This is a genomic window from Nostoc parmelioides FACHB-3921, from assembly GCF_014696625.1.
Classification (GTDB): Bacteria; Cyanobacteriota; Cyanobacteriia; order Cyanobacteriales; family Nostocaceae; genus Trichormus; species Trichormus parmelioides.
Map to the genome: position 1 here is coordinate 24,048 of NZ_JACJQL010000039.1, position 26,892 is coordinate 50,939.

Annotated in this window: 24 protein-coding genes; 14 read left to right on the top strand and 10 right to left on the bottom strand. The window is 42.1% G+C overall.

Annotated elements, in window-relative coordinates:
• Nucleotides 1-508 precede the first annotated feature (508 nt).
• Nucleotides 509-1,798 (top strand): Glu/Leu/Phe/Val family dehydrogenase, encoded by a 1,290-nt coding sequence (locus H6G14_RS21850; RefSeq protein ID WP_190569572.1) that lies wholly within the window; start codon nucleotides 509-511, stop codon nucleotides 1,796-1,798.
• Here the strand turns inward: H6G14_RS21850 and H6G14_RS33375 are convergent.
• Together H6G14_RS33375 and acs are read right to left on the bottom strand one after the other, a co-directional pair.
• Entirely contained in the window at nucleotides 1,789-1,947 is a 159-nt protein-coding gene (locus H6G14_RS33375; RefSeq protein ID WP_206757609.1) for a hypothetical protein, read from the bottom strand. The genes H6G14_RS21850 and H6G14_RS33375 overlap by 10 nt on opposite strands.
• An 86-nt stretch (nucleotides 1,948-2,033) precedes the next feature.
• The gene (acs, locus tag H6G14_RS21855) at nucleotides 2,034-4,007 is read right to left on the bottom strand and encodes an acetate--CoA ligase (protein WP_190569574.1); all 1,974 of its coding nucleotides are present in this window, start codon (nucleotides 4,005-4,007) and stop codon (nucleotides 2,034-2,036) included.
• Nucleotides 4,008-4,873: 866 nt separating this feature from the next.
• On the opposite strand from acs, the gene H6G14_RS21860 reads away from it, so the two are divergent.
• Nucleotides 4,874-5,566 (top strand): hypothetical protein, encoded by a 693-nt coding sequence (locus tag H6G14_RS21860; RefSeq protein ID WP_190569631.1) that lies wholly within the window; start codon nucleotides 4,874-4,876, stop codon nucleotides 5,564-5,566.
• A gap of 71 nt (nucleotides 5,567-5,637) precedes the next feature.
• A complete protein-coding gene (locus H6G14_RS21865) occupies nucleotides 5,638-6,090 on the top strand; it encodes a hypothetical protein (protein WP_190569576.1) in 453 nt (150 codons plus the stop codon).
• A gap of 13 nt (nucleotides 6,091-6,103) precedes the next feature.
• Here the strand turns inward: H6G14_RS21865 and H6G14_RS21870 are convergent, their stop codons facing one another.
• From H6G14_RS21870 to petN, 4 genes are all read right to left on the bottom strand, one after another.
• Nucleotides 6,104-6,541 (bottom strand): hypothetical protein, encoded by a 438-nt coding sequence (locus tag H6G14_RS21870; protein ID WP_190569578.1) that lies wholly within the window; start codon nucleotides 6,539-6,541, stop codon nucleotides 6,104-6,106.
• Nucleotides 6,542-6,745: 204 nt separating this feature from the next.
• Nucleotides 6,746-9,856, bottom strand: coding sequence for a GAF domain-containing protein (locus H6G14_RS21875; protein WP_190569580.1), 3,111 nt, complete (start codon nucleotides 9,854-9,856; stop codon nucleotides 6,746-6,748).
• 263 nt (nucleotides 9,857-10,119) lie between these two features.
• Nucleotides 10,120-10,281, bottom strand: coding sequence for a hypothetical protein (locus H6G14_RS21880; RefSeq protein WP_190569582.1), 162 nt, complete (start codon nucleotides 10,279-10,281; stop codon nucleotides 10,120-10,122).
• Between the two features lie 7 nt (nucleotides 10,282-10,288).
• Nucleotides 10,289-10,378, bottom strand: a complete 90-nt coding sequence (petN, locus tag H6G14_RS21885) for a cytochrome b6-f complex subunit PetN (protein WP_010998401.1) — start codon at nucleotides 10,376-10,378, stop codon at nucleotides 10,289-10,291.
• Nucleotides 10,379-10,514: 136 nt separating this feature from the next.
• Between petN and H6G14_RS21890 the strand changes: the two genes are divergently transcribed.
• From H6G14_RS21890 to H6G14_RS21900, 3 genes are all read left to right on the top strand, one after another.
• Nucleotides 10,515-10,976, top strand: coding sequence for a hypothetical protein (locus H6G14_RS21890; RefSeq protein WP_190569583.1), 462 nt, complete (start codon nucleotides 10,515-10,517; stop codon nucleotides 10,974-10,976).
• A 226-nt stretch (nucleotides 10,977-11,202) separates the two neighbouring features.
• Nucleotides 11,203-11,769, top strand: a complete 567-nt coding sequence (gene ssuE / locus H6G14_RS21895) for an NADPH-dependent FMN reductase (protein ID WP_190569585.1) — start codon at nucleotides 11,203-11,205, stop codon at nucleotides 11,767-11,769.
• A gap of 409 nt (nucleotides 11,770-12,178) precedes the next feature.
• On the top strand, nucleotides 12,179-12,424 hold the full coding sequence (locus tag H6G14_RS21900; RefSeq protein WP_190569587.1) for a DUF7219 family protein: 246 nt from the start codon (nucleotides 12,179-12,181) through the stop codon (nucleotides 12,422-12,424).
• A 20-nt stretch (nucleotides 12,425-12,444) separates the two neighbouring features.
• On the opposite strand, the gene H6G14_RS21905 is transcribed toward H6G14_RS21900, so the two are convergent.
• Nucleotides 12,445-13,137 (bottom strand): 5'-methylthioadenosine/S-adenosylhomocysteine nucleosidase family protein, encoded by a 693-nt coding sequence (locus tag H6G14_RS21905; protein ID WP_190569589.1) that lies wholly within the window; start codon nucleotides 13,135-13,137, stop codon nucleotides 12,445-12,447.
• A gap of 125 nt (nucleotides 13,138-13,262) precedes the next feature.
• On the opposite strand from H6G14_RS21905, the gene H6G14_RS21910 reads away from it, so the two are divergent.
• The 5 genes from H6G14_RS21910 to H6G14_RS21930 all read left to right on the top strand — a co-directional run bounded on the left by H6G14_RS21910 (nucleotide 13,263) and on the right by H6G14_RS21930 (nucleotide 19,554).
• Nucleotides 13,263-15,962 carry an efflux RND transporter permease subunit gene (locus H6G14_RS21910; protein WP_190569591.1) on the top strand — a complete coding sequence of 900 codons (2,700 nt, stop codon included), beginning with the start codon at nucleotides 13,263-13,265 and terminating at the stop codon, nucleotides 15,960-15,962.
• On the top strand, nucleotides 15,962-16,945 hold the full coding sequence (hpnA, locus tag H6G14_RS21915; protein ID WP_190569593.1) for a hopanoid-associated sugar epimerase: 984 nt from the start codon (nucleotides 15,962-15,964) through the stop codon (nucleotides 16,943-16,945). Before H6G14_RS21910 ends, hpnA begins: the two co-directional genes overlap by 1 nt.
• Nucleotides 16,946-17,039: 94 nt before the next feature.
• The gene (hpnH, locus tag H6G14_RS21920; RefSeq protein ID WP_190569595.1) at nucleotides 17,040-18,056 is read left to right on the top strand and encodes an adenosyl-hopene transferase HpnH; all 1,017 of its coding nucleotides are present in this window, start codon (nucleotides 17,040-17,042) and stop codon (nucleotides 18,054-18,056) included.
• Nucleotides 18,057-18,286: 230 nt separating this feature from the next.
• Nucleotides 18,287-18,661 carry a DUF2237 family protein gene (locus H6G14_RS21925; RefSeq protein WP_190569597.1) on the top strand — a complete coding sequence of 125 codons (375 nt, stop codon included), beginning with the start codon at nucleotides 18,287-18,289 and terminating at the stop codon, nucleotides 18,659-18,661.
• Nucleotides 18,662-18,807: 146 nt separating this feature from the next.
• Nucleotides 18,808-19,554: a hypothetical protein gene (locus tag H6G14_RS21930; RefSeq protein ID WP_190569599.1), complete on the top strand. Its 747-nt coding sequence runs from the start codon at nucleotides 18,808-18,810 to the stop codon at nucleotides 19,552-19,554.
• 77 nt (nucleotides 19,555-19,631) lie between these two features.
• Here H6G14_RS21930 and H6G14_RS21935 read toward each other — a convergent pair whose 3' ends face one another.
• A complete protein-coding gene (locus H6G14_RS21935; protein ID WP_190569601.1) occupies nucleotides 19,632-20,762 on the bottom strand; it encodes a quinone-dependent dihydroorotate dehydrogenase in 1,131 nt (376 codons plus the stop codon).
• 185 nt (nucleotides 20,763-20,947) lie between these two features.
• On the opposite strand from H6G14_RS21935, the gene H6G14_RS21940 reads away from it, so the two are divergent.
• Both H6G14_RS21940 and H6G14_RS21945 read left to right on the top strand, forming a co-directional pair.
• On the top strand, nucleotides 20,948-23,839 hold the full coding sequence (locus H6G14_RS21940; RefSeq protein ID WP_190569602.1) for a sensor histidine kinase: 2,892 nt from the start codon (nucleotides 20,948-20,950) through the stop codon (nucleotides 23,837-23,839).
• Nucleotides 23,840-23,915: 76 nt separating this feature from the next.
• Entirely contained in the window at nucleotides 23,916-24,251 is a 336-nt protein-coding gene (locus H6G14_RS21945; RefSeq protein WP_190569604.1) for a hypothetical protein, read from the top strand.
• 86 nt (nucleotides 24,252-24,337) lie between these two features.
• Here the strand turns inward: H6G14_RS21945 and H6G14_RS21950 are convergent, their stop codons facing one another.
• On the bottom strand, nucleotides 24,338-25,597 hold the full coding sequence (locus tag H6G14_RS21950) for an FAD-dependent hydroxylase (protein WP_190569606.1): 1,260 nt from the start codon (nucleotides 25,595-25,597) through the stop codon (nucleotides 24,338-24,340).
• A gap of 121 nt (nucleotides 25,598-25,718) precedes the next feature.
• Between H6G14_RS21950 and H6G14_RS21955 the strand changes: the two genes are divergently transcribed.
• Complete coding sequence (locus H6G14_RS21955; protein WP_242053505.1) at nucleotides 25,719-26,045, top strand: Rpn family recombination-promoting nuclease/putative transposase; 327 nt, start codon at nucleotides 25,719-25,721, stop codon at nucleotides 26,043-26,045.
• A 54-nt stretch (nucleotides 26,046-26,099) separates the two neighbouring features.
• On the opposite strand, the gene H6G14_RS21960 is transcribed toward H6G14_RS21955, so the two are convergent.
• Complete coding sequence (locus tag H6G14_RS21960) at nucleotides 26,100-26,858, bottom strand: YebC/PmpR family DNA-binding transcriptional regulator (RefSeq protein WP_011318071.1); 759 nt, start codon at nucleotides 26,856-26,858, stop codon at nucleotides 26,100-26,102.
• Between the last annotated feature and the right edge of the window lie 34 nt (nucleotides 26,859-26,892).

The window sequence follows — 26,892 nt, forward strand, 5'->3', positions numbered from 1 at the left end:
TTGTATATCAAGCATTTGCTCCAATATAGGCAAAATTAAAATTTTGTAAACTTATGTGTTGGAATCACGGATGGGGCATTTACCCAGAGTAAGTGCGGATGCTGAATTTTTTGAGAGGCGTTTAGAAAAGCTAACATTTTGTACCTAGAGGAGCGGAAATGATAAGCAGCTCTGCTGTTAAGTTGCACAATCCATCGTGAAGGCTATTGACAGTTGAAGGTTAACAGCCCGTATTAGTAGTTATGCAATTTAAACGCGCATTAGCTTACACACCTATCCAGACGCTATTTTAGCCATATAAGTTTCATTTCAGGGAATTTAGCGACAATAATCTTGGATTTTTAGGAATAAGGAACTTTTAGTCTTGATCACAACAAGGTGTAACTGTAAAAGAAGAAAAGATAAAAATGTAACAAAAACTACAAAATAGCCATTTTTCCGAAAAACCAAAGATAAGCTAGGCATATATATCTGATTCGCAAAAATGCTGCGAATAGGAGAAAATCATATGGTTTCAATGCCGACCCTACCTATGGAAGGTGCTAGTCCAGCACATATTTGTCCATTTGATCAAGCTTGCAGCTACTTAGAAGCAGCTGCAAAAGAGTTGAGGTTAGATCAAGGGGCGCTGGAAATTCTCAGTCACCCACGTAAAGTTGTGACAGTCTCTATTCCTGTGAGATTAGATAACGGCGACATCCGGGTGCTAGCAGGACACAGAGTACAGCATTCTGATATATTAGGCCCCTACAAAGGCGGTACACGTTACCATCCGGCTGTGACACTGAGAGAAGTATCCGCTCTGGCAATGCTCATGACCTGGAAATGTGCGCTATTGGGTATTCCTTATGGTGGTGCGAAGGGAGGTATTGCTATAGATCCCCAACACTACAGTGTAGGTGAGTTAGAGAGAATTACTCGTCGTTATACAAGCGAATTGATTAAAGATATCGGCCCTTCCGTAGATATACCAGCACCAGATGTGGGAACTTCCGCCCGTGAGATGGCGTGGATGATGGATACTTACTCTATGAATGTTGGTCACGCAGTCCCAGGAGTTGTCACAGGTAAGCCAATTTCCATTGGTGGTTCACGAGGAAGAGAAATGGCAACTGGACGAGGTGTCATGATTATTGTCCGTGAAGCACTGGCGGATATGGGCAGAACCTTAGAGGGAGTGCGAATAGTTATTCAAGGTTTTGGCAATGTAGGCGGTGCTGCGGCTGAATTGCTGTACCAAGCTGGAGCCAAAATTATTGCTGTTTCTACAGGTGCAGGAGGTTTATTTGCGGCTGATGGTCTGGATATTCCAGCCTTAAAAGCCTACGCTGCGGAAAATCATCGGAGTATTATCGGTTTTCCCCAAGCAGTAGCGATTAGTAATGCAGAGTTGCTAACTTTACCTTGCGATGTTTTGATTCCCGCAGCCTTAGAAAACCAAATCACTGAAGAAAATGTAGACCAGATACAGGCGCAAATTGTCGCGGAAGCTGCTAACGGCCCGGTGACTTTGGAGGCTAACCGAGTTCTAGAGGGGCGGGGTGTGACTGTACTACCAGACATCTTGGCGAATGCTGGGGGCGTGGTTGTGAGTTATTTAGAGTGGGTACAAGGTCTTTCCTACCTGTTCTGGGATGAGGAGCGTGTCAACCGGGAAATGGAACACTTGATGGTGCAAGCTTATCATCAAGTGATTAAACAGTCACAGATGCGGCAAGTTCCTTTGCGATTAGCCGCTTATACCTTGGGTGTGGGTAGGGTTGCTCAGGCGTTGAGCGATCGCGGTCTTTATCCTTGAGGAAGGGACTGGGGATTGGGGATTGGGGACTGGGTATGAAATAAACTCTTTATTCTCTCTGCGCCTCTGCGCCACCCTGCGGGTTCGCTCTTAGCGTTCTCGTAGAGTAGCCGCAAAGCGTCTACTGCGTGATAGAAATCATCCCACATTTATGCAACGCCAGATTTTTACTCCCTACTCTCCTAAATTTTCGGTGCGTTAGGACTAATTTCCATAACGCACCTTTGTATTTTAACTATGCACCTTCCCGTAATTTATCTAAAACGCTTCTATCTTCTAGAGTGGAAGTATCGCCAGAAACTTCTTGTCCGGCGGCGAGATTTCGTAGTAAGCGCCGCATGATTTTACCCGATCGCGTCTTGGGTAATGCGTCAGTAAAGCGGATTTCCCCAGGACGAGCGATCGCCCCGATTTCTTGAACTACGTGTTGTTTGAGGGCTTTACTCAAGTCATCGCTGGCTTGATAAGTGCCTTCTAGGGTGACAAAAGCTACTACTTCTTCGCCTTTTAAGTCATCAGGTTTGCCCACTACTGCTGCTTCGGCAACTGCTGGGTGAGAAACTAAGGCTGATTCTACTTCCATTGTGCCGAGGCGGTGTCCTGACACATTCAATACATCGTCCACACGCCCCATTACCCAGAAATAGCCGTCTTCATCTTTTCTTGCACCATCGCCGGCAAAGTAAGTATAATTGCCATCCTTGGGGGGTATGTGTTCCCAGTAGGTGCGGCGGAAGCGTTCCGGATCGCCGTAGACAGTCCGCATCATTCCCGGCCAGGGATAACGCACTGCTAAGTAACCACCTTCGTTTTCGGGTACAGTGTTACCATCTAAATCAACTATGTCGGCCAGGATGCCGGGGAAGGGAAGGGTAGCGGAACCGGGTTTAGTGGAAATTGCCCCTGGTAGAGGGGTAATCATAATTCCACCAGTTTCAGTTTGCCACCACGTATCAACTATGGGGCAGCGATCGCCACCAATTACTTTGTGATACCACATCCAAGCTTCTGGGTTAATTGGTTCACCGACAGTACCTAATAATCTTAAGGAAGAAAGATTACGGGCGTTGGGATGGTGTTCGCCCATTTTAATAAAGGCGCGAATTGCTGTTGGTGCGGTGTAGAAAATGTTCACACCGTATTTTTCAATTACATCCCAGAAACAACCAGGATTGGAGGCACGAGGCGCACCTTCATACATGAGTGTGGTTGCACCGTTGGAGAGGGGGCCGTAGACAATGTAACTGTGTCCGGTAATCCAACCTACATCTGCTGTACACCAATATACATCTGTGTCTTGTAGGTCGAAAATCCATTTGGTGGTCATGTGAGTATATAAGTTATAACCACCAGTGGTGTGGACAACGCCTTTGGGTTTGCCAGTGCTACCAGAAGTGTAGAGGACGAATAGCAAATCTTCGCTGTCCATTGGTTCGGCGGGACAATCGGCGGATGCACCTTTTTGTAAATCGTGCCACCAATGATCCCGTCCTCCCAACTGCATATAAATATCTTGTCCGGTACGCTTGACAACTAAGACGTTTTCTACAGATGGAACAGCACCATCAGCCAAGGCTTTGTCTACTTGTTCTTTCAAGGGAACGATCGCATCTTTTCGCCACCCACCATCAGCTGTAACTACTACCTTAGCTTGGGCATCAATTAAGCGATCGCGCAATGCTTCTGCACTAAACCCACCAAATACCACGCTATGAGGTGCGCCAATCCTGGCACAGGCTAACATGGCGATCGCGGCTTCGGGAATCATCGGCATATAAATACCGACGCGATCGCCTTTCTGCACTCCGAGTTGTTTCAAGACGTTGGCGAACTGGCAAACTTCCCGATGCAATTGGGCATAAGTTAAAGTACGGGAATCTCCTGGTTCCCCTTCCCAAATCAACGCGGCTTTATTTTTCCGCCAGGTTGTGAGATGTCTATCTAAACAGTTGTAGGAAATGTTAATCTTCCCTCCCACGAACCACTTAGCAAAAGGTGCTTGCCAATCTAGTACTGTGTCCCATTTTTGGAACCAGTGCAATTCTGTTTCGGCTAATTCTGCCCAAAATTTTTGCGGATCAGCTTTGGCTTTGTCGTAAAGACGTTGGTAATCTTCTAGACTTTTAATCTGGGCATTTTGGGAAAACTCGGCACTGGGAGGAAATAAACGTTTTTCTTGCAGAATTGACTCTATAGTTGGCTGAGACATAGTTATAAGGATGAGTAGTATTGTTACTGAAAACTATTTTTATCGGAGTTGTGTCCAACAATATTTAGATTTTCATTAAGCTATGTAAGCGGCAATTACTTGGGACTTACGCAAACAGGTTATCTGTTGAGACCGGGTGTAAGGGTTTCCAGCATTTATACCCCTACACCCTTGTCCAAACCTTTGATCTTTCATTTTCATACGTAAGTCCTATTACTTAGTTATTTTCATGATGACCTCGACAGTTAGGCAAGGATGATGTTATTAGTCTACGGAAATTCCCTGATAACTGCTGTAGGTAAGAGACTATTTATAAAGTAAATCTTAAGTAGGGTGTGTTACGGCTATGAAAGAATTTGGGACAAAGAGACAATGAAATTTAGCCGTAACGCACCATCCAGGCGACGGTGCGTTAGGCGCTAGGAGAGTCATTCTGTGGCAAATCATATTGGAAATAAGCGCCTAACACACCCTACAAGAATTTTATTTTTACTTTATAAATAACCTCTAAGCTGAAGTTCTTACTGATCAGTGCTTATGGTCTTCTCTAGGTGGTGGAGGGTGTCTGAAGATATAGGCTACACGAATGAGCGATCGCAGGTCATCTCTATTTGGTCACCAGCTATGCTGTCTTGCCTCAAAATTATTACAAGAAAAACAAAGGAGAACGCTTAAATGATATAATAGACAACCTTTAGTTTTTATCATCTCAAGGGTAAACTCTACTACTGCTTAAACAAAGCAATCTAATTAAATTGATGTGTTGTGTGAAGATACATTTGATATTTTTGTTAAATAAGTTAGTAGTCAGTAAAATTTAGGTATAAATTGGAAAAAAGCGTAAGTTCTTGAAAGTTAGCCATAGTTTGCAAGCAAAAGACATTAAGGACAAACTCCATTCCCTTATTGAGCAGTCATCATCTATAGACCCCAATTTAGCCAAAAGATTGGATGAAATAAATCGTTGGGTAAAAAATATCAAGCCAGGTTCTCTGACAGCAAAACCCTACGTCTTGGCATTTCTTCTAGAGGTAATTACCGACTCTACCATTTGGCTGATACTAAAATCATTACCTTCCCCAGAAGAACAACAAGCAAAATTTGCCCAGATGACTGCTAATGAAAGATATTGGTACGGTTATCTGTTTCCCAAATGGATTAATGCTAGTGACTCCAAGTTCTACATTTGGAAACAAAAATTGATGGCAGGAGAGTTTAATCAAGGCGATGATGATATCATTAAATCAATAGCGCAAGATATTGCCAGTCGAGACGGGAGTTTTTGGCAGCGCTACATCGCAGACCTTTCGATGGCAACGGATTTAATTGTTAGTAATCATCACCAACAACCATTGTGTATTCAAGTTACCAGCGTCAGTAAAGAATTGCATCAACAAAAATACCAGGCTTGGGAAAACACATTGCGATCGTGGGAAATCCAAAGAGGACTATTTTTAAGTTATAACCCTCAAGACGCTAATTTTGTCAACCAATTAGTTAATGTAGCACTTTATAACAGTGATTACCTTGCTGGTGGTAAATACTTAAATTTCTCTTAATTATCGTAAAAGTCCGATACTCAGAATTTCTGCTGTCAACTATCTAATTTATCTGCCCATTACAGCTTGATATGGCTAATCAAAGAGAAACTAATAGCTACACAAATCAGGTGGACGAATTTACACAAGCATTAGCAACAGCCAGAAAAATGCAAGAAGACTGGCTCAATTATGGGATAAACTTCATCCACATTTATGTTGAAGATGCTCACGGAGATTGGTTGGAAACATGGGGAGAGGAAGAAATATTCACCAGTTCAGTACTAAGTAAAATCAAAGAATTTTTGATCAGTGATGATATTGTAGCTATTAGGTTAAGAAAACATTTAGGCGATGACCTACAGTCGATGGAATGCCATCGCTCACTATTTGATATAGCAGTCAACCTAGAAGAATGCTGGCAATATCCAACAGATGAGAGGTTAACTGCTATTAAGCATCTATTAGCTAGTGATAAAACCTCTGAGATTGCTATTTTGGATTTAGCTAATAGTTTGGTGCATAAATTATCAGAAATTCTGTAAAAAACTTCAGATATTAGCGACGAATAGGTATGGCCTGTAATTGTTCTACATGGTTTTTAAATATATACCATGTTTGGTTTGTGCGATTACAAGGTAATGGTCTATCAAAAGTCACTGTATAGTAGTCTCTGATTTTTTCCAACCGATTTCCTTCACGGTACTCGGCATTATTATTACGATTATCGCTAATAGATGAAACAAAAAACTTTTCTCCTGTCCTCACTCCACATTTTTTGTTATTGTCCGTGATTTCCGTTGATTGGCGAAACCAATTCTCTTGCAACTTAAAAGTTGTACCGCCAGCAACTGTCACCCTTAAAATCCTAATCACGGGAACACTAGTGGTTTGGGGGTAAGCCGCCTTAGGAATCATTACACCCAAAGATGCACCGACAAGACTTAAGCAACAAATTAATTTTTGGGGATGCAGCCTGAAATTACCAATAAGCATGGAAAATACCTGTATTTTACGTATGTACAACAGTGGTTATTGCATGATTTTACACTAATCTCGAATATGATCCAGATGCCTGAGATGTCGTGATATGTGAAAAACCATTTTTGTGGCTATGTAACTACAAAAAACTTATACACCTTTCCAGATTTTCTCTAGGAGATTTGTTTTTCAGCACAGCAGAAATAATCAAATTTTGGGCTATCTGATAGGGATTTCTATCAAAAATTCCGAACCTTTACCTAATTCAGAAATACAATTAATTTGTCCACTGTGTTTTTCTACAACAATCTGATAGCTAATAGACAAACCTAAACCAGTACCTTGTCCTGGTTCTTTGGTAGTAAAAAACGGTTCAAAGATGCGCGATCGCATTTCTTCGGGAATCCCACAACCATTATCAGCAATGCAAATTACCACTGCATTCTTCTTGAGCAATTTCGTACTAATTTTAATTTGTGATTTATCTACTATTCCACCTATCAATCTCGACCTTTCTATTGCATCGATTGCATTATTAATGATATTCATAAACACCTGATTCATTTGGGCTGCATAGCAGAGTATTTCAGGTAAATCACCATATTCTTTGATGACTTCAATCTCAAAAACATTAGTATTTGCTTGCAAGCGATGTTGTAATATTAGCAAGGTACTATCAATACCTTCATGTAAATTCACCATTTTCATTTCTGCTTCGTTAAGTCGAGCAAAAATCCTTAGTGATAACACTAATTGAGAAATACGCTCTGCACCAAATTTCATAGAAGTGAGAATCTTAGCTACATCATCAGTAATAAAGTCTAAATCTAATGCTGTTATATGTTCTTGGATTTCTGCTTCTGGTTTAGGATAGTTTTTCTGATAAAGATGCAGCAATTGAAATAAATTTTCAATGTGTTCATTAACATAAGCGATGTTACCGTAAATAAAACTAATAGGATTGTTGATTTCGTGTGCAATCCCCGCTACTAGTTGTCCTAAACCAGCCATCTTTTCACTTTGAATTAACTGGCTTTGAGTCGCCTGTAATTCTTTGAGCGTTTGAGTGATTTCTTCCTTTTGACGATGTGTTTGTTCGAGCAATTCTGCTTGCTGGAGTCCTACCCCTAATTGATTAGCAATCTGCACTAGTAAATCTACTTCCTCTTCTTGCCAATCACGGGATTGAGTATTTTGATAAGCAGCTAGTAATCCCCACAGTTTTTCGCCTTGGAAAATTGGCACAACTATATATGCTCTTGCTTCCATTGCTTCGATGAGGGCGATATGGTATCTAGAATAATCTGGGCTGTAAATGTCTTTAACAATTAGAATTTTACCGTTGACAAAATATTCACCTTGAGTTTTTTGCAAGTAATCGTCTGCAATCACAGTGAGAATTTTATTGACTGGTGTCCAACCATTACCCAAAGATTCAGCAACAAATTCCCCGCTCCAATCAGGCTGGAAACGATAAATAATTACGCGATCAACTTCCAATAATCGCCGGACTTCTTGAGTACTAGTAGCAAAGATAGTATTTAAATCAAGAGAACGGCGAATTTTCTCTACTGTAGCTGCTAATGCTTTTTCTCTCTCTGCTGCTTTGCGTTCTCGTGCGGCAGCTTTAGCCAATTGTGCAGCTTGCACCTGTAATTGTTGCAAGGTTTCTGCTTGCTGTAAAGCTACACCTAGCTGTACACCAACTTGAGCCAATAAGTTAATTTCTTCATCTTGCCAATAACGGGGTTGGGAGTTTTGATAAGCTACTAGCAAACCCCATAACTTATCTCCTTGGGAAATAGGAACAAAAACTTCATTCCGTGCATACTTACCTGCTTGTGTTTCTTGCAGCAGTAGACGTTCTGTAACAGGTTGTGGCTTAACTACGGGTGTCCAACCATCAACAATAGAATCGGCGACAAATTCACCGCTCCAGTCGGGATAAAAGCGATAAATTGCTACCCGCTCTACACCTAATAGACGTAGCACTTCTTGAGTAGTAGTTTTAAAGATGGTATCAAGATCAAGAGAACGGCGAATTTTCTCTACAGTGTTAGCCAGCGCCCTTTGTCGTTCCGCAGCTTTAGCAATTTCGCTTGCTTGAGTTCGCATTTGCTGTAGATATTCGGCTTGCTGCAACGCTACACCTAACTGGGTGCTGATTTGCGTGAGTAAGTATACCTCATCATCTTGCCAATCACGTATGCCTGTATTTTGATAGATTGCTAATAAGCCCCACAGTTTTTGACCGTGGTAAATAGCAATAATTACATAAGCTCTGGCTTGATAGGTTTCTAATACTTTGATATAGCAGTCGCTGAAACCTGCATTATAAATATCATTACAGACACGATAAATTTCACATTTGGTGAAACTACCACCTCTGGTTTCTTGTAAGTAAGTATCTACTGCTGGGGTAGATGCTAAATCTTTGGCGCTACATTCGCTGACGTTCTTTCTTAATTCTGGTTGCTTTTCTTGTTCATCTATCAGAGAAATCCAACCATCAGCCAAAGATTCAAAGACAAATTCACCACTCCAATCTGGATTGAAACGGTAAATAGCTACACGGTCAGCATTCACCAGTTTTCTAATTTCTATGGTACTAGTGCGGAAAATGCTTTCTAAATCCAGGGATTGGCGAATTTTCTCGATAGCGATCGCCATACATCTTTGCCATTCTGCGGCTTTTTCTCTAGCTTTGGCTTGTGCTAGTTGTGCTGATTGCACTTTTACCTGTTCTAGATAATCTGCTTGCTGTAAAGCCACTCCCAAATGTTCAGCTATCAATTGCACAAACTCAATTTCTGATGCTTCCCATTGTCGAGGAGTACTACACTGATGCACACATAATAATCCCCACAAATCTTTTCCTTTTATTAAAGGAGCAGCTACCTTAGCACGTACTTGCAACTTTTCTAGTAACTGAATATGGTCATCACTGACTTCTGCTTGGTAGATATTAGCCATTACCTTGATTGTGTCTTGCTGATAAGGTTGAGCAAATTCCTCAGCAAAGCAGTGATAGCCTACAGTAGGGAATAATCCATCGCTTAATTCGGATGTCAACACCGAAATCCATTCAGAACCCACATCTTCATAAATAAATTCCCCTTTCCATCCCAACTCAGGATAGAAACAGAATACTCCTACTCGATCAGCATTTAATAGTTGGCGTACTTCCGTAACGGTAATTTGGAATATTGTTTTTATGTCCAGAGACTGACGAATCCGACTAATTACCCCAGAAAGAGCTGTCTTCATATCTGGTTGAGATTCTGGCTCGGAAGTTGTTTGTATGGGTTGTACTGTAGAAGAGTTTTCCATTCCCTGTAGGACTTAAAATATCTCAAAGCCTTCTATCTCAGAGTTCCCCGAAGGAGGAGAAATGTAACAAGTGGGGAGTGGGGAGCAGAGGAGCAGAGGAGCAGAGGAGCAGGGGGAGCAAAGAATAACTAATGACTAATGACTATGGACTATGGACTAATGACTAATGACACCCACAGCGCCATAAAAATTTAGGGACACGATAGAATCATGTCCCTGGAAGAAGATTTTTGTAAAACTGCGTTCAATTCGTCCCTTGAGAATTATCGCCGTTTGGGAGTGCTGCTTCGGAGTGTGCGCTTTTCATTTTCTCGAAGACGGCGATCGCGCCAGTCTGCTACCGTTAAATAAACAACGCCACTTGTAACAGATAGTAACAGCACTAAGGCGACTAGAGCCAAAATACTTAGGAATGGACTTTCCACAATTCCCCTACAGTCCGTTACGTCCCCAAACTACCATCGCAATCGACCAAGTAAACACAACTAACAGTGATACCCAACCAAGTGTCAAAATCGCCATAGTCTCTCTTTGGAAATTATTTACAAAATGTCTCTACTATTTATCATACTGGGGACTGGGTACTGGGGATTGGGTATTGGGTAATTTTCTCATGTTTCATCTCTAGTTGATCGCTGCTGTGAATCCAAGATTTATCATGAATAGAATTTTCGATGAACAAGTAATGGCTGAACGGATAGAATCCATTAAGGCTGGTATGATTGGCGGATTTTCGCTGGGGTTAGCTTTTATCATCACTAGTTTGCTCAATACTCTGGTTTTGGCGAGGTATTTTCCCTCACTCTTCAGTCTGCAAATAGATGTTGACTGGCCTTGGTTGTTGAGTGGGGCGATCGCTGGTTTCTCTGGTTTATTATTTGGGATTACTTACCGCTATATTATCCGCACAGATCAAAATTCTCATCTGAAAGATGGTGCTGTTATGGCTTTTGGTTTGGTGCGGGGTTTAACTCAGATAGAAATGGGGTGGAATAGCAGCAACACAGTTTTACCTTTTGTAGTCATGGCTAGTGAAAGTATATTGTGGTTTGCAACGGCAGCGATCGCTCTTGATCTAGCTATCAAACTCGGCTGGGTAAAATCTTTCTCATCAGTTTAGGGGTATAGGGGTATAAATCTTTGAAACCCTTACACCCTGTCTCAACAGAAAATCTGGGTGTGTAAGTCCTAAATAAATCACGTTAACAAAAGTATTTCAGTAGTTTTCTCAAAGCCTCTTGCTTGCTGACGAGGAATATGTGATACTTGTAAACGTAAAATACGGTAAATCGATAGAGTTACAGGTATTTATAAAAGTATCAAAATATTATTGGGAGTTGAAACTAATGGCTCGTATTCTAGCGATCGCAGGTAGTCCTTCTCATCCATCCAGAACTTACGGAATTCTGGAACATACTGCCAAGCTGTTACAAGAAGAAGGTTTGCACGTAGACATTCTTTCCGTACGTGATTTACCTGCGGAAGATTTGGTATTTGGTAAATATGACAGCCCAGCGCTAGAACAACCAAAAGACTTATTAGCAAAAGCAGATGGTGTTATTATTGCCACTCCCATCTACAAAGCTGCTTACACAGGCGTACTAAAAGCATTTTTAGACTTGCTACCACAGAAATCATTGACAGGAAAAGTAGTTTTACCAATTGCTACCGGTGGAACTATCGCTCATTTATTGTCAGTGGAATATGCTTTAAAACCCATCTTGGGTGAACTAGGAGCCAGACATATTTTAGCTACCGTTTACGCTGTGGACAAACAAATTGAACGTCAAACCGATGGTAGCGTGCAACTTGATGCAGAAATTGATCAAAGACTTAAAGAAGTTCTCGAAGATTTAGTTAAATCTGTCAAACATTCTGCCATCGCTACTCAAGAATTAGTTAATGCCAATTAATCTGATTGGCAGAGTCAATAGTCCAGATGGTAAAACTGAGAATTTGGCTAATGACTAATCAAGTTTATACCTCCGTATTCTGTTAGCAGATAGGGAAATATTACTTATCTGCTACTTTTCTTCAAATCTAGGAAAACTATTAAAATTTACCTAGATACTTCTATTTACTTGGTAATAATTTTATATTTAAAGACACATGATAATTTAAATTTATTTTCGTAAATTCATGAATTACAAATTTTCCCTAGTTGTCTCCTAACCTCTGCTAGTAGTAAATAGTGGGATTTATTCCTACTATTTGCTATTTTACTTAAATATATATTAAATTTAATCGCAAATTAGGCACGACAAACAAGATACCTGTAAGTCTATCCTGCCAGAAATATTAAATTTCGAGATGGAAACTTCTATGAACCCACAGTCTGATGTTCTCTTGGAACTGTGCGATTTTCTCTATCCTCGTAGTCCATACTATGGGCAGTTCAAACCAGAGTATTTGGCATTTAATGCCAACTTACAAGAATTTTCCCAACGGGTCAATTACATTTGCAATTTGCAAACTGGTGGCAAAATTACTCCAGAAGAAGCATATAAACAAATACATCTGCTTTGGAAGCAGTTGAAACACGCTAAAAAATCAATAGAAATTGTGTAAATTATCTTTGATTAACTGATTTAAAATTCAGCTACCAGTGATTTTGTCACTTCTTCTAACACTTTTAGTCCTCGTAGGGAACCTTGAATTAGCCGAGCAGCTGCAATAGGTTGACTCAGGAATCTTAATCCTAAAGATAGAGGCTGTAGGGAACCGTCGGGATTGATGGCTGCTGTGATGTCAGGGATATTGTGATGACAATCATCGCTAACTACCCTAAGCATAGCTACTGCTACATCAGATCCATTGAAATACTCTAGGGTAGCAAATCCTTCCATATCAACGACATCAGCAGCTAAAGTTTTGCCAAGATGTCGTTTTTCTAAAGCAGAGCAAATAACGCGATCGCTTGTCAATGATTTAACTAACTTCAGCGTTGGATAATGAGTTTTTAATGCTGAGTGTATTTCTGTAGTGAAGGCGGAATCGCAGACTTGCAATTGTTCCTGGGAAATACAACTTTCATACAACACCACATCCCCAACATGATATTGCGGGGTTAAGCTGCCACATAGACCCATAACCAAGACTTTTGGTTGTAAATAACCGGTAGAGTATTCCTGCTTTGGCAATTGTTGGAGGTATTTTGTTAACGGCTTGTTACCTACTGGCACTGGTATAATTTTGGGGGTTTTACCAGTGACTCGACTTAAGCCGCGACACACAGCCATGTATTCAGAACCCTGCGGCACGAGAATTGTGTTGATAGTCATTAGTCAATAGTCATTAGTCAGTAGTCAATAGTTTTCCCCTACACCCCTACTCTTCGACTCGCAAAGTGTCAAGGATTACTGTAGCATGACAATTAAATGTGTCTTCCGCCTGATGAATTTCCAAGATGGTAAAGCTAACTAGCTCAAAATCGGCACGACAACGCTTCAATTTTTCCCGATGGGCAATTGAGTATTCGTGGCTGACTGTCAGTTTTTGGATTGCCGTAGCGGTAGCTGGCGCGCTGGCTTTCAGTTCCCTTAAGTATGCTTTGTTTCCAGATATTACCTTTCCGGTAGTGGTGGTAAATGCTACGGCTCCTCTGAAAACTGCCGTGGATACTGAAGCAAAGCTTACCATACCGATAGAAGATAGTCTGCGTTCTTTAGAAGGACTAGATAATCTCCGCTCATCTAGCTATCCTGGTCAGGCTGCTGTGAGTTTGGCTTTTAGTGTAGGAACAAATCTGGAAACTTCCACTAGCAAAGTTGAAGCAGCACTCAAGCAGTTAAACCTTCCTCAAGGCGCAAGTTACAAAACGATTCCTTTGAACTTGAATGAGTCTGCTGCTGTGAGTTATGCCATTGAGAGTAATTCTCGCAATCTGGCAGATTTAACAAAGTTAGCTCAAGACCAGATTACACCAGCGATCGCTAAGTTACCAGGAGTCCTCAAAGTTTCGCTGCTGGGCGCTCCGACTGCCTCACCTCCCCTAAATACTGCCAGTGATAGCCTTGCGGCTCTTAGTCAAGGAGCAGGCACACTAGTCAGGTTCAATGGTCAATCAGCACTGGCATTTCAAGTAATTAAACGTGGTAACGCTAACACCTTAGAAGTTGTTAGTCGGGTCGAGCAAGAAGTACAGAAGCTCCGTGCTAATCTCCCAGATGTCAAACTTACCTTAGCCGCTACCCAAGCAGAGTATATCCGCCATGCTACTAAGTCAACAATAGATGCGCTCATAGAGGCGATCGTCTTGTCAATTGTGGTGATTTATCCCTTCTTATGGAATTGGCGGGCAACTTTTATCTCCGCATTAGCTATTCCTACGTCCTTGCTGGCGACATTTATCGTGATGGCGATTTTTGGCTTCAATTTAGAAACCATCACCTTACTGGCTCTAGCATTGGTCATTGGGAGTGTAATTGATGATGCCATCCTTGATGTGGAAAATATCTTACGGCACATCGAAGAAGGTGAAACCCCCCGCCAAGCTGCTCACTCAGCCACGGACGAAATTGGTTTGGCCGTCGTCGCCACTACCGCCGCCGCCGTAGCCGTATTCTTACCCATCGGTTTGATGGGTGGAGTAGTTGGGCAATTCTTCAAGCCATTTGGCATCACAGTTTCAGCTTCCTATATAGCTTCTACCTTGGTTGCTCGTACCCTATCACCAGTTTTAGCTACCTATTGGCTAAAATCTGTCACAAAAACTCCCCAACGAAAGGAAGCGAACATCTGGGGAAAATTCACCCAACTTTATCGCAACTTACTTAAATGGTCTTTAAACCATCGTAAAACAGTCGTTGCCTTAGCCGTACTCAGTTTTGTTGCTGGTATAGCATTAATACCATTCATCCCAAAAGGCTTTATTCCCAAACTAGACCGGGGTGAATTCAACATCACCTACACCGCACCCTTGCCAAAGATCCCTGATTTGGCAGCTTTACAACTACAAGCAAGACAAAGAAGCAATATTACCCAATCCCCAGTTTCTAATACCCAGTTCCCAATCCCCAACCCCCTCAACGACTCTCTAGAAGTAGCCAAAAAACTAGAAGAGGTAGTGAGAAAATACCCGGATGTGGAAACAGTTTTTACCACAGTTGGTTCTCGTGAGGGTGAGCCGAATAAAGGAACACTGTATGTCAAGCTAAAGGAAGACCGTAAAATCCAGACGGCGGAATTACAAGACCAACTACGCTCAAATTTGCCTAACCTTCCAGGCGTAACTACCAGTGTGGAAGATATTCAATTTGTGGATACGGGTGGACAAAAACCTCTACAAGTAGCATTAAGCGGTAATGATTTACAGGCTCTCAATGAAGCTGCTAAGAAAATTAAAGAGCGCATTGAGAAAATACCCGGATTCGCCGATGTCACAGTTACAGGTGAAACCAATACTCAGGATCAGGTTTTGCAAATTGAACGGCTGAATAATCAACGGGTAGCTTATATCAGTGCTAACTTGGGACAAGATTTATCTCTAGGTAATGCTACTGATAAGATAGTAGCGGAAGCCCAACCCATCTTACCTGCTGGCATCACCTTAAATTTGGGAGGAGATTCGGCACGCCAAAGCGAGGTTTTTGGTAGCTTTGCTTCAACTTTGGCGTTGTCAGCACTGTGCATTATCGTCGTACTAGTTTTACTGTTCAAAAGTTGGATAGACCCAATAGTAATCGGCGTTTCCTTACCTCTGTCCATTGTGGGTGCAATGCTGGCGTTACTCTTTACCAAGAGTGACTTTGGGATGATTTCTCTGATTGGTTTTGTCTTCTTACTAGGGTTAGCCAATAAAAACGCCATTGTCCTAGTAGATTACATCAACCAACTGCGTCAAGCTGGCTTAAGCCGTACAGAGGCAATTCTCAAGGCAGGCCCGGTACGTTTGCGCCCCATCATCATGACGACTATTTCCACCTTGTTAGGAATGTTACCCATCGCCTTGGGTTTGGGTGCGGGTTCAGAGTTGCGATCGCCTATGGCTGTAGCGATCGCTGGTGGACTGGTAACTTCTACCATCCTCAGCTTGATTGTGATACCCGTGGTGTACGCCATTTTGGACGATTGGTTTCCCCGTTTTGCCCACAAGGAGAGAAATTAATGCGGGTCTTTGTCACGGGGGCTACAGGTTTTGTGGGTGCTAATCTAGTGCGATTGCTGCTGCAACAAGGATACACGGTCAAAACCCTAGTCCGTCCTCAGAGTAATCTGGGTAATTTACAGGGTTTAGACGTGGAAATTGTCGAAGGGGATTTCGATAATCAGTTCCTTTGGCGACAAATGTCTGGTTGTCGCTATCTGTTTCATGTTGCAGCCCAATACTCCCTGTGGCAAAAAGACCGGGATTTACTTTATCAAAACAATGTCATCGGTACTTTTCAGGTGTTAGAAGCAGCCCAAAAAGCGGGAATTGAACGTACTGTTTACACCAGTTCCGTAGCCGCCATTGGGGTCAATCCCTCTGGTGAAATTGCTGATGAAACCTATCAAAGCCCCGTAGATAAGCTAATTGGACATTACAAAAAGTCCAAGTTTCTTGCCGAACAGGAAGCTATACAAGCCGCAGCCAAAGGACAAGATATCGTCATAGTTAACCCCAGCACCCCTATTGGCCCTTGGGATATCAAACCTACACCCACCGGCGATATTATTCTGCGGTTCTTGCGGCGACAAATGCCCGCTTATGTGAACACCGGACTGAATTTAATCGATGTGCGGGACGTAGCTTGGGGGCATTTACTAGCCTTGGAAAAAGGGAAAAGTGGCGATCGCTATATCTTAGGACATCAAAACCTCAGCCTCCAGCAACTACTGGAGAAACTGGCACAAATCACAGGTTTACCCGCACCCCAATGGACTGTCCCAGGCTGGTTACCCCTAAGCGTCGCCTGGATGGAAGAAAAGATTCTCGCACCCTTGGGAAAAACTCCCTCAGTCCCTATAGATGGTGTCCGTATGGCACAACAAACCATGTACTACGATGCCTCAAAAGCCGTCAAAGAATTAGGTTTACCCCAATCTCCCGTCGATATTGCCTTAAAAGATGCGGTGAATTGGTTTGTTTCCCAAGGTTATGTCAAGTGAGGTGAAAAAGAGGCAGGGAGAAGAAAACTATTAGCAACTGACAACTGACAACTGACAACTAACAACTGACTAATGACTATTGAGGAGTAATACAGTGGCGGTTAACTTACAACAAGCGATCGATATCGGTAAGTATTTAGTTACTCAACGTCTTTTAGGACGCAAACGTTTTCCTTTGGTATTAATGCTAGAACCATTGTTTCGCTGTAATCTAGCGTGTTCTGGTTGTGGGAAAATTCAACATCCTACAGAGATATTGAAACAGAATTTGACTCCTGAACAATGTTTTGCCGCAGTAGATGAGTGTGGCGCACCTGTGGTTTCCATTCCTGGGGGAGAACCGCTACTACATCCCCAAATTGACGAGATTGTCAGGGGATTAGTGGAACGGAAAAAGTATGTTTATTTGTGTACCAATGGCTTGTTACTGGAAAAAAGCCTAGATAAATTTCAACCATCGCCCTACTTGACTTTTAGCGTGCATTTAGATGGGTTGCGAGAGTGGCATGATAAATGTGTAGATCGAAAAGGGGTGTTTGATATTGCCGTTAAAGCCATCAAAGCTGCCAAAGCCAGAGGTTTCCGCGTCACCACCAACACGACCATTTTTGAAGGTTGTGATCCTCAGGAAATGCAGGAGTTTTTCGATTTCTTGGAAACTCTCAACACTGATGGCATGATGATTTCCCCCGGTTATAGTTACGACTGGGCCCCAGATCAAGACCATTTTCTCAAACGAGAACAAACACGCGCCCTCTTTCGAGAAATCCTCACCCCCTATAAAACGGGCAAGAAAAACTGGAATTTTAACCATAACCCCTTATTTTTAGACTTTCTTGTCGGTGAGAAAGATTACGAATGCACACCTTGGGGTAGCCCTAGTTATAGCGTTCTAGGTTGGCAAAAACCTTGTTATCTTTTGAATGAAGGACATTACGCCAGCTTTAAGCAACTGCTAGCAGAAACAGACTGGAGCAAATACGGCCGCGCCAGTGGTAATCCCAAATGTGCAGATTGCATGGTTCACTGTGGCTATGAACCTACAGCCGCAATGGATGCGATGCAACCGCAAAATATTACTCGCTCTCTTGGGAGTGTGTTTGGGAGATAAGCTGATACGCACCCGGATCAAATATTCTTGCGTCAGGGCTGTCCATAGTCAAGAGTCCAGAGTCAAAGGCTAGATTGGACTTTGGACTTTGGACTTTTGACAACCTGAGTACGAAATATACAATTTAAAAGCCTAACAGCTTAGTAGAGATTGGGTAATGGGGGCTGGAGATTGGGGAACAGTACTCAAGAATCCTATAGCCAATATTGGAAACTATTCAGGAATTAAATATGGCACAAGCGGAAAACGTAATTGGTACAGCATTAGAACTTTGTTGTTCTTCTCCCGTAACTGGGTTTTATCGTGATGGATTTTGCCAAACGGGAGCTTACGATACGGGGATGCACGTTGTTTGCGCTCAAGTTACAGCAGAATTCTTGGAGTTTACAAAATCTCGTGGTAATGACCTGAGTACACCACATCCTGAGTATAATTTTCCTGGTTTGCGGCCAGGCGATCGCTGGTGTTTATGTGCAGCTCGTTGGCAAGAAGCACTGGAAGCTGGATTTGCACCACCTGTAATTCTTACAGCCACCCATGCCAGAGCATTAGAAGTCTGTTCTTTAGATGATTTGAAACAACACGCTCTGATAAATGGGGAGTAGGGACTGGCAAATTGAGAGTCAGGAATCAATTTTTCCCCAGTCCTGAATACTTTTGCCGTGACTTTGCCAAAATATACAAAAACTTGTCACGATTTTTGCCAATATAATATATTATTTCCCAAAAAATTCGCTTGGCAAAAATCGGCATGAGTGAAAAAACATTAGAAAGTGGCGGGAAGGCGTTTCTCGTTCTACTTTTGCCAATATCGTTTTTGGTTATTTTCCTGGTTTCTACCTGGAGATTTTTGCTGGCACTGATTGTACTAGCCATTGGTTTCAAAATTTTCCAAGAATATCAATGGCAACAGTGGTGTCAGCGAGTAAACCCAATTTTCAATCAGTTAATTCGGGAAAACCAAGGCAAAATTACGCCTATGGATTTAGCAATTCGTGGCAATTTTCCCGGCCCGTCGGCAAAACGTTATTTAGACGGTAAAGCTTCAGAATTTGGGGCTAGTTTACTACCAGCTGGAGAAGGTGGTGAAGTTTACTATTTCATCACAGGCAGCATTTTAGGTAACATCCTCGAAAGTAGTGAGCCAGTGAAACAACTGGCATCTCCACCATTGACGACAGAAGCGCGATCGCTCCTAGCACCACCACCCCCACCAGAACCAGTTCTCGCAGAGCCTGAACCTGAAACTGAACCTGAAGCTGAATTACCGCCACCTGTTACTCATCACGAAGTTAAACCAAATCTGGAAAGACAGCTAATTTTCGGTTCCCTGATTCAATCAGAACTGGCAAAGCGTCTCAATGTATATTCCAGTACTGTTTACAAACGACGCAATGATCCAGATTTTCCAGAATGGACTCGCAACCGCGATCCTGATGGAGTTGCCTGGACTTTTTCCGAAAGAACTAAGGAATTTTTCCCATTAGAAGAAAATTAAGGCAGCAGTGTTTTTATTGGTCATTGCTCAGTCATCGTTAACAAACTATTGACTGTGGACTATTGACTATTGGCTGATTAACTTTTAAATTCTAAGCCTATAGCTTCGCTGATGGAATTTAATTCATGTTCTTCTAACTTCGCCAGCAACCCAGTTAAAATCTGGCTCACCATCATTGGCCCTTGGTAAATCCAGCCCGTATAAACTTGAATCAGGCTGGCTCCAGCAGTAATTTTTGCCCAAGCATCTTCAGGGGTAAATATGCCCCCAACTCCAATGATGGGGATTTCTCCCTGGGTTTGCTGCCAAATAAAACGAATGATTTCCGTGGAGCGATCGCGCACTGGCGCACCGCTAATTCCGCCAGCTTCTTCTTGGGGTGCTTTGCCTGTTTGCTCAATCACTTGAGTTTTCAGCCCATCACGGCGAATTGTGGTGTTAGTAGCGATAATCCCTGCTAATTGGTAGGTTTTAGCTAATCCAATAATGTCAGCGATCGCTTCCCATTCTAAATCCGGCGCTATCTTGACAAATATTGGTTTATGTGTATTATTTTCTTTTTGTAAGACATCCAAGATAGAACTGAGCATCGAGGCATCTTGGAGCGATCGCAAACCCGGAGTATTGGGAGAAGACACATTAACTACAAAATAGTCACCCAACTCCTTGAGTAAGCGAAAACTATTTAAATAATCTTCGGCGGCTGCTTCTAGAGGTGTCACCTTAGATTTACCCAAATTGATGCCTATAGGGATAGAAAACAGTCCTTTTTCATCAGCCAACCGCGCAGCCATCACCGCCGCACCATGATTATTAAAGCCCATGCGGTTAAGAGCAGCTTGATCCAACGGCAAGCGAAACAGACGCGGGGGAGGATTACCAGGTTGTCCGACAAATGTGACTGTTCCCAGTTCCGCAAAGCCAAAACCCAAACTAGACCAAATCCTAGCTGCTACACCATCCTTATCAAAGCCAGCAGCCAAACCCACAGGATTGGGAAACCTTAAACCAAACAAATTCTGCTCTAGCCGAGAATCTTCTAGACAAAGTGACTTTTGTAGGATATTTTGCACCCACTTAGTACTTGTGCGATCGCTTGTGTGTGACAGCCAACTCAAACTCCTCATTGTTTGCTGATGCAACCACTCTGGATCAGCCTTTACCAAATCAAATAAAAGCGGACGAACTGCAAGTTTATATATATCCATACTTAATAGTCAGTCACCAATAATTTTTTTTCCAATCCCCAGTCCAAGGCAAAAGTCACAAGAAAAAATCTTTTACATTTTTACTTTTTACTTTTTTGTCCCCAATCCCTTTCATCCCGAAATATCAATCAATACCCGTAAAGATATTAGTCTGGGTAATTTGGGCATCTTATATATTACAAGTTATGTTGATCAAAAATCAGATGGGGCAGCCACATAAATCGATAGCCGCCGAACAACCAATTCTCGCCTTGGGACGTGTTTTACAAATTCTCAGGGAGGAAGATGATGTTGATGTTCTGATTGAAACTACTATTAATTACATTCACAAAGAGTTTAACTACAAACTAATTTGGATTGCTAGTTATGATCGCCTGAAACACACTTTATTTGGTAAAGGGGGTATTGCTCCTGGTAACGATATTAATTTTTTACGTAGACGGCTAGTTCTACAACCGGGGGATTTATTAGAACAGGTAGTAATTCAACAGTCTCCCTTAGGGGTTGCAGATATCCGCAACGAAAAACGGGCTGGAGAATGGCGAGAAGTTGGCACAAAATTTAATATCCAAGGGACAATCATGCTGCCCATGCGTCATAAAAACAGCTGCATGGGATTGCTGTTACTCGGTTCAGAACGTTGGGGTTATTTGCTACCAGAAGATGCTAAAGCTCGTCTAATGATGGTTTTAGGTGAACTAGCAGCAAGTCTCTATCAACAGGAAATAAATTTGCAACAAAAGCAAATCAAGCGTCCTGATGAGCCATTATTACAACTACTAGAAAATATCCGTAATCTGAATAATTTAGAGGAAAGGCTAAAGGCGGTAGTAGAAGCTACCCATAGCTTTGTTTCTCCTAGTCGTACCAATATTTACTGGTTTGAAAGGCAAGGACGCTATTTTTGGTGTCGGATGGGCGATCAATTAGTCAATATCGGTCGGGAAACTAACCGTGAACAGTCAGCCGCAGGGATGACAGTACAAGACTTAAGCGATTTATATTATGCTTTATCGGTTAATAAAATTATCTGGATTGGTGATGCTCGCAGTTCCTTAGAAGGCCAGTTTACAGCTAAACTGTTGCAACGTCTGCGGGTGCGATCGCTCTTAGCAGCCCCGATTATTTGGCAGAAAGACCTGTTGGGGTTTCTGGCTGTAGAAGGTTATGAACCACGCATTTGGACGGAAGCTGATAAAAATTTTGTTCAAGGCGCGGCGGGGTTCCTCTCCCTTGTAGCTCCCAATGACAAAATAGAGAATATTGTTAAACAAATTCGAGAAGATTCCCAGTTAACTAGTGAAGTTGCCCAAAGTATCTACACTCACCAAGACTGGAAGGAAACTTTACGGGTTTGTGCTGCTAAAGTATTACATCGCTTTAATGCTACTCGCTTTTTACTCTTACATTACGACCCCGACCAGAATAACTATCAAGTTATTTATCAAAATCAGCCCCACCATCGCCGTCCTCTTAGCTGTAGCTTCGGTTTATTGTCGCAGACTGACAGACAGATGTTGAAATCTGCAAATGCTACAGTGGCAGTAGAAAATGTAGAAGCAGATTTACGTTTTTTTAACTGGCGGCCTCTTTTATTAGAGCATGGCGCGCGATCGCTGTTAATTTGCAATTGCATTCAAGATCAGAAAGCAGAAGTATTATTAGTTGTCACTCACACCAGTCATCGCAGTTGGACGAACCTAGAGAGAGAACTACTGTGGGTTGTCAGTCAACAAATAGGGGTAGTTGTCAAACAGTGGCGACTACAAAAGAATAACGAACAACAGCAACAAGTTCTCCAGAGTGTCCAAAATTGTTTACGGATTGTAGACGGAACTGACAACGAAAACAGCGAAACTGAGAAAAATCACTTGGAATGTGCAGCACTCAGGCAAATAGCATCTGTGCTTAACTGCCCTTTGGCACTGTTATTGTCTTGGTCACATGGCGAGTCTACAGCAGAAATTATCCCTGGGGTAATTCCCGATAATCGATTTGAAGTTGAGGTATCAGCCAAACTTTCCATTCAATATGAAGCTGTAATTCAATGGGCGCTGGTTGAAAACAGTTACTTAAATGTCAGTGTAGATCATTTACCTCCAGAAACACGCCAATGGTTACATGGTGAGGGGATTGGACAAGTTTTATTAATGGCTTTACGAACTGGAGTTGATCACCAACCTACAGGAGTCGTATTGTTGGCAGACCATCGAGAACGCCACTGGCCACAACATCGTCTTGATGCTGGCAAAATTTTAATTGATCAGCTTGCTTGGTTGCGTCGTCAACAACAAATCAGTCAACGTCTAGAGTCCATAACCCAGGAGTTACGCCAACTCAATTGGTATAAACATCGTCGTTTGGAAAGCATCCAACGCACAACTACCAATTTACTGAAACAAATGTATGATCTGGGCGTTCCTACAAATGATATGGCACATACACGATATCAAGTGTTACTGAAACAGTTAGATCATACATTTACTTCCATCACCTCAATGGTCAAACTGGAACAATGGCAGTTACACATAAACTGGGAAACTATGCCCATAGCCAGTTTACTCAAGCGATCGCTCGAACGCATAGATAAATTAGTTCAAGAACAAAAGTTGTGGATTGGTGTCCACGGTTTGGCACAAGCCCACACAGAAAAGGAAGTAACTAACAGTGGTGCATTACTCAAAGGCGTTTCTACCCCAGCTAACCTATCAACAATGGCGATCGCTGGCGATATTGTAAAATTTGAACTAGTCCTTTACGAATTATTACTCGCTGCCTGTCATCGTTCTCCTAACAGCAGCAGAATAGATATCTGGTGTCGTCAGATAGATAAGCAATTTTTAGAAGTATCAATTACAGATAACGGCAAAATTCCCACAGAATTACTCACAGAGATACAACAGAAAACTCACAACGATATTCTCGCTTTCTGTAATTTTGATCAATCGCCCAATTTTAATTTGTTGATTTGCCAACAACTGATACAGCAACTAGGTGGGGAATTAGATATCTATCAATCACCTGATAATCGAGTTGTTAGCCGCTTGGTGCTGCCATTGGCTGAAAAAAATTCCTGAATCAAAACAATTTACAATTGATTATGCTTAATTAGGAATTATCACTGTAAGAATATTTCTTACTCCACTTTTACCAATGTTTAATGATATTAGAGTGAAGCTATATATTTGTATAGCTTTAATATTACTATTACTTGTCTCAAATGTTGTGTTATTGCCTGCTGTAGCCGCCGTATGCCGTAACTATCATGGTCAACATATTTGTATTATTAGCATTAATCGTAGTGCTAAAAATTATTGGGAATATAAGGCAAATATTACTATTGACGGAGAAAAAAGACCATTAGAGGTCTACAATTGTCGCCAAAAGTTTAAGTTAAAACAAGATAAAACTTTAATACCATTTCAACCCAACGATCCAGGTGAATTCATCTGTAGTTTTTTCAAAAATACCTCATATAGAGGAAAGTAATTATTTGGGGAATTATTGGAGGAGTAGAATCATCCTGAGTTACCATCACTGACGTTGGAACACAGCATACTACTCCTACAAAAGTTTCAACGTTTGGCTAATTCTGGCGTTTTTCCCTTCAACCCAATCATTAACTTGAGCATAAATGTTTTTAGCGCGGGGACACTGCGTAAACACCATAAACCCAAGCGACGAACAAACACCAAGGGAGGGAATTGGTTAGAAAACATCCGGTCTAACATATCAGTGAACCCTAAAATGGCTAGGTTCTCTTTTTGTCGCCAGCTTTCGTAACGTTTCAAGACCCGAATGTTGCCAATATCTTCGCCAGATTGATGTGCTTTTTGGATGACTTGGGCTAAAGCGGCGACATCTCGAATACCCAAGTTTAATCCTTGTCCACCCACAGGATGACAATTATGTGCTGCATCGCCAACTAAAGCTAAACGGGGAAGAACATAACGATCGCTTTGCATGAGTTGTACTTGAAAAACGAAGCGATCGCCTAACAGTTCCAACTTACCCATCTGCTTGCCAAAGCGTTGGCTAAGTTCCTGTAAAAATTCTTCATCATTTAAAGCACACAGGGCTTTTGCTTCATCGTGGGGGGCTGTCCAAACGATGCGGCAACGGTTTCCTGGTAAAGGTAAAATCGCAAAGGGGCCACTAGGCCAAAATCTTTCGTAAGCTGTATCGTTATGTGGTTTCTCAGGCTTGACAAAAGCAACAATGCAAGATTGCCAATACTTCCAGCCATGAGTTTTAATCCCCGCAGCTTGACGAATAGGCGATCGCGATCCATCTGCGGCTACCAGTAATTTGCTACGGATTGTGTTTAATTGATCGGCAATTTTGACGGCGATGACTACTTCATTTTGCTGATAATTGGTACTCATCACCTCAGCCGGACAAAGATAAGTCACATTTGGGCAATTCTGCACAAACTCCTGTAGAGGTTCCAGTAACGCTTGATGTTCCGCTACATAACCTAATTCTGGTGTCCCTAAATCTGTGGTTTCAAACTCCACCACACCAGGATAATCAGCATCAGAAAGGCGGACTTGGCGGTACTTGGCAATCTGAGGCAGAATTTTATCCCAAATACCAATTCCTTGGTAAATTAGCGCTGATAGCAGATGAACTGCATAGGCTTGACCTTTGGCTACTGCTGCGGATGAGACTTTAGCCTCGATCAACAGTATATTCAAGCCAGAATCTTTTAATGCCGAAGCTAGGGTTAACCCAACAATTCCGCCGCCGACGATGACCAAATCATAGTCGTATTTTCGCAGTTCTGGCGGTGTCGGTTGAGGAGAAACAGTTTGAGTAATCTGCGTTAGCGCCATTGTTAAGAGAGATTAAGGCATTCTAACTATTATTCTTACGCGATCGCCCCTGATTGAGCAAGTTACTTGGCTATGGGGGTTAGTGACTGGGAAGATAAATTACCATACTTTCGTGGTGTGGATGCGTCACTTAGTCTTGTTACTAGAAAAAGCCGGAAGACAAGAAATTATAGAATTTATTGAGACAGTAGTAATTTATAAGTTTCCCAGACTTAGCAGGGAAGAGGTAGAAACTATGTTGGGTTTGGATGCTATTAGGAATACAAAGGTTTATCAAGAGGCAAAAGAGGAAGGTAAACTCGAAGGTAAACTCGAAGGTAAACTGGAGGGTAAGCTTGAAGCAGTGCCTAAGTTTTTGAAATTGGGATTGAGTGTAGAACAAATCGCTGAGGCTTTGGAATTAGAAGTTGATTTGGTTAGACAAGCCGCAGAACAATCGTCTTCTTAAGGAGTGAGGTATAAAATTTTGATTTCCTACCTTCCCCAGCGATGAGATATTTATCTAGGCGAAACTCACCGCCATAAGATTTTCGGACATTTCAAAGTTAGATGTCACATTTTGGACATCATCTAACCCTTCTAGAGTATCAATCAATTTGAGCAGCGATCGCGCTTGGTCTGGTTCAGTAACTTCTACATTATTACTGGGAATCCAGCGCAACTCGGCATCTGTCACCTTAAAGCCTTGGTCTTTGAGTGTCTGATTGAGAATTTCTAAATTTGCTACTTCTGTAAACACCTCGGCTGTCTCATCCTCGGTCATTTCATAAGATTCAGCACCACCCTCTAAGGATGCTTCTAAAAGCTGGTCTTCATCCACAACACCAGAGACAACACAGACACCCTTTTGATCAAACATCCAGCTAACGCAGCCAGTTTCACCCAAATTACCACCATTTTTACTAAAAGCTACTCGTAAATCAGCAGCCGTGCGATTGCGGTTATCAGTCAAAGCTTCAATTAAAATCGCTACACCCCCAGGGCCATAACCTTCGTAACGAATTTCCTCTAAACTAGCGTTATCGCCGCCAAATGTACCTGCACCTTTAGCGATCGCCCGTTCTATATTATCGTTAGGAATACCAGCCGCTTTTGCTTTATCGATGGCGGTACGGAGTTGAAAATTTCCCGATGGGTCTGGAATCCCGCTTCTAGCTGCCAAAATAATTGCCCTCGATAGCTGAGTAAAGGTCTTACCCTTCTTGGCATCTACTACCGCTTTTTGGCGCTTAATGTTTGCCCATTTACTATGTCCTGCCATAATCTAAAGCTAATAAATCTCTCTTCCAAAGTTA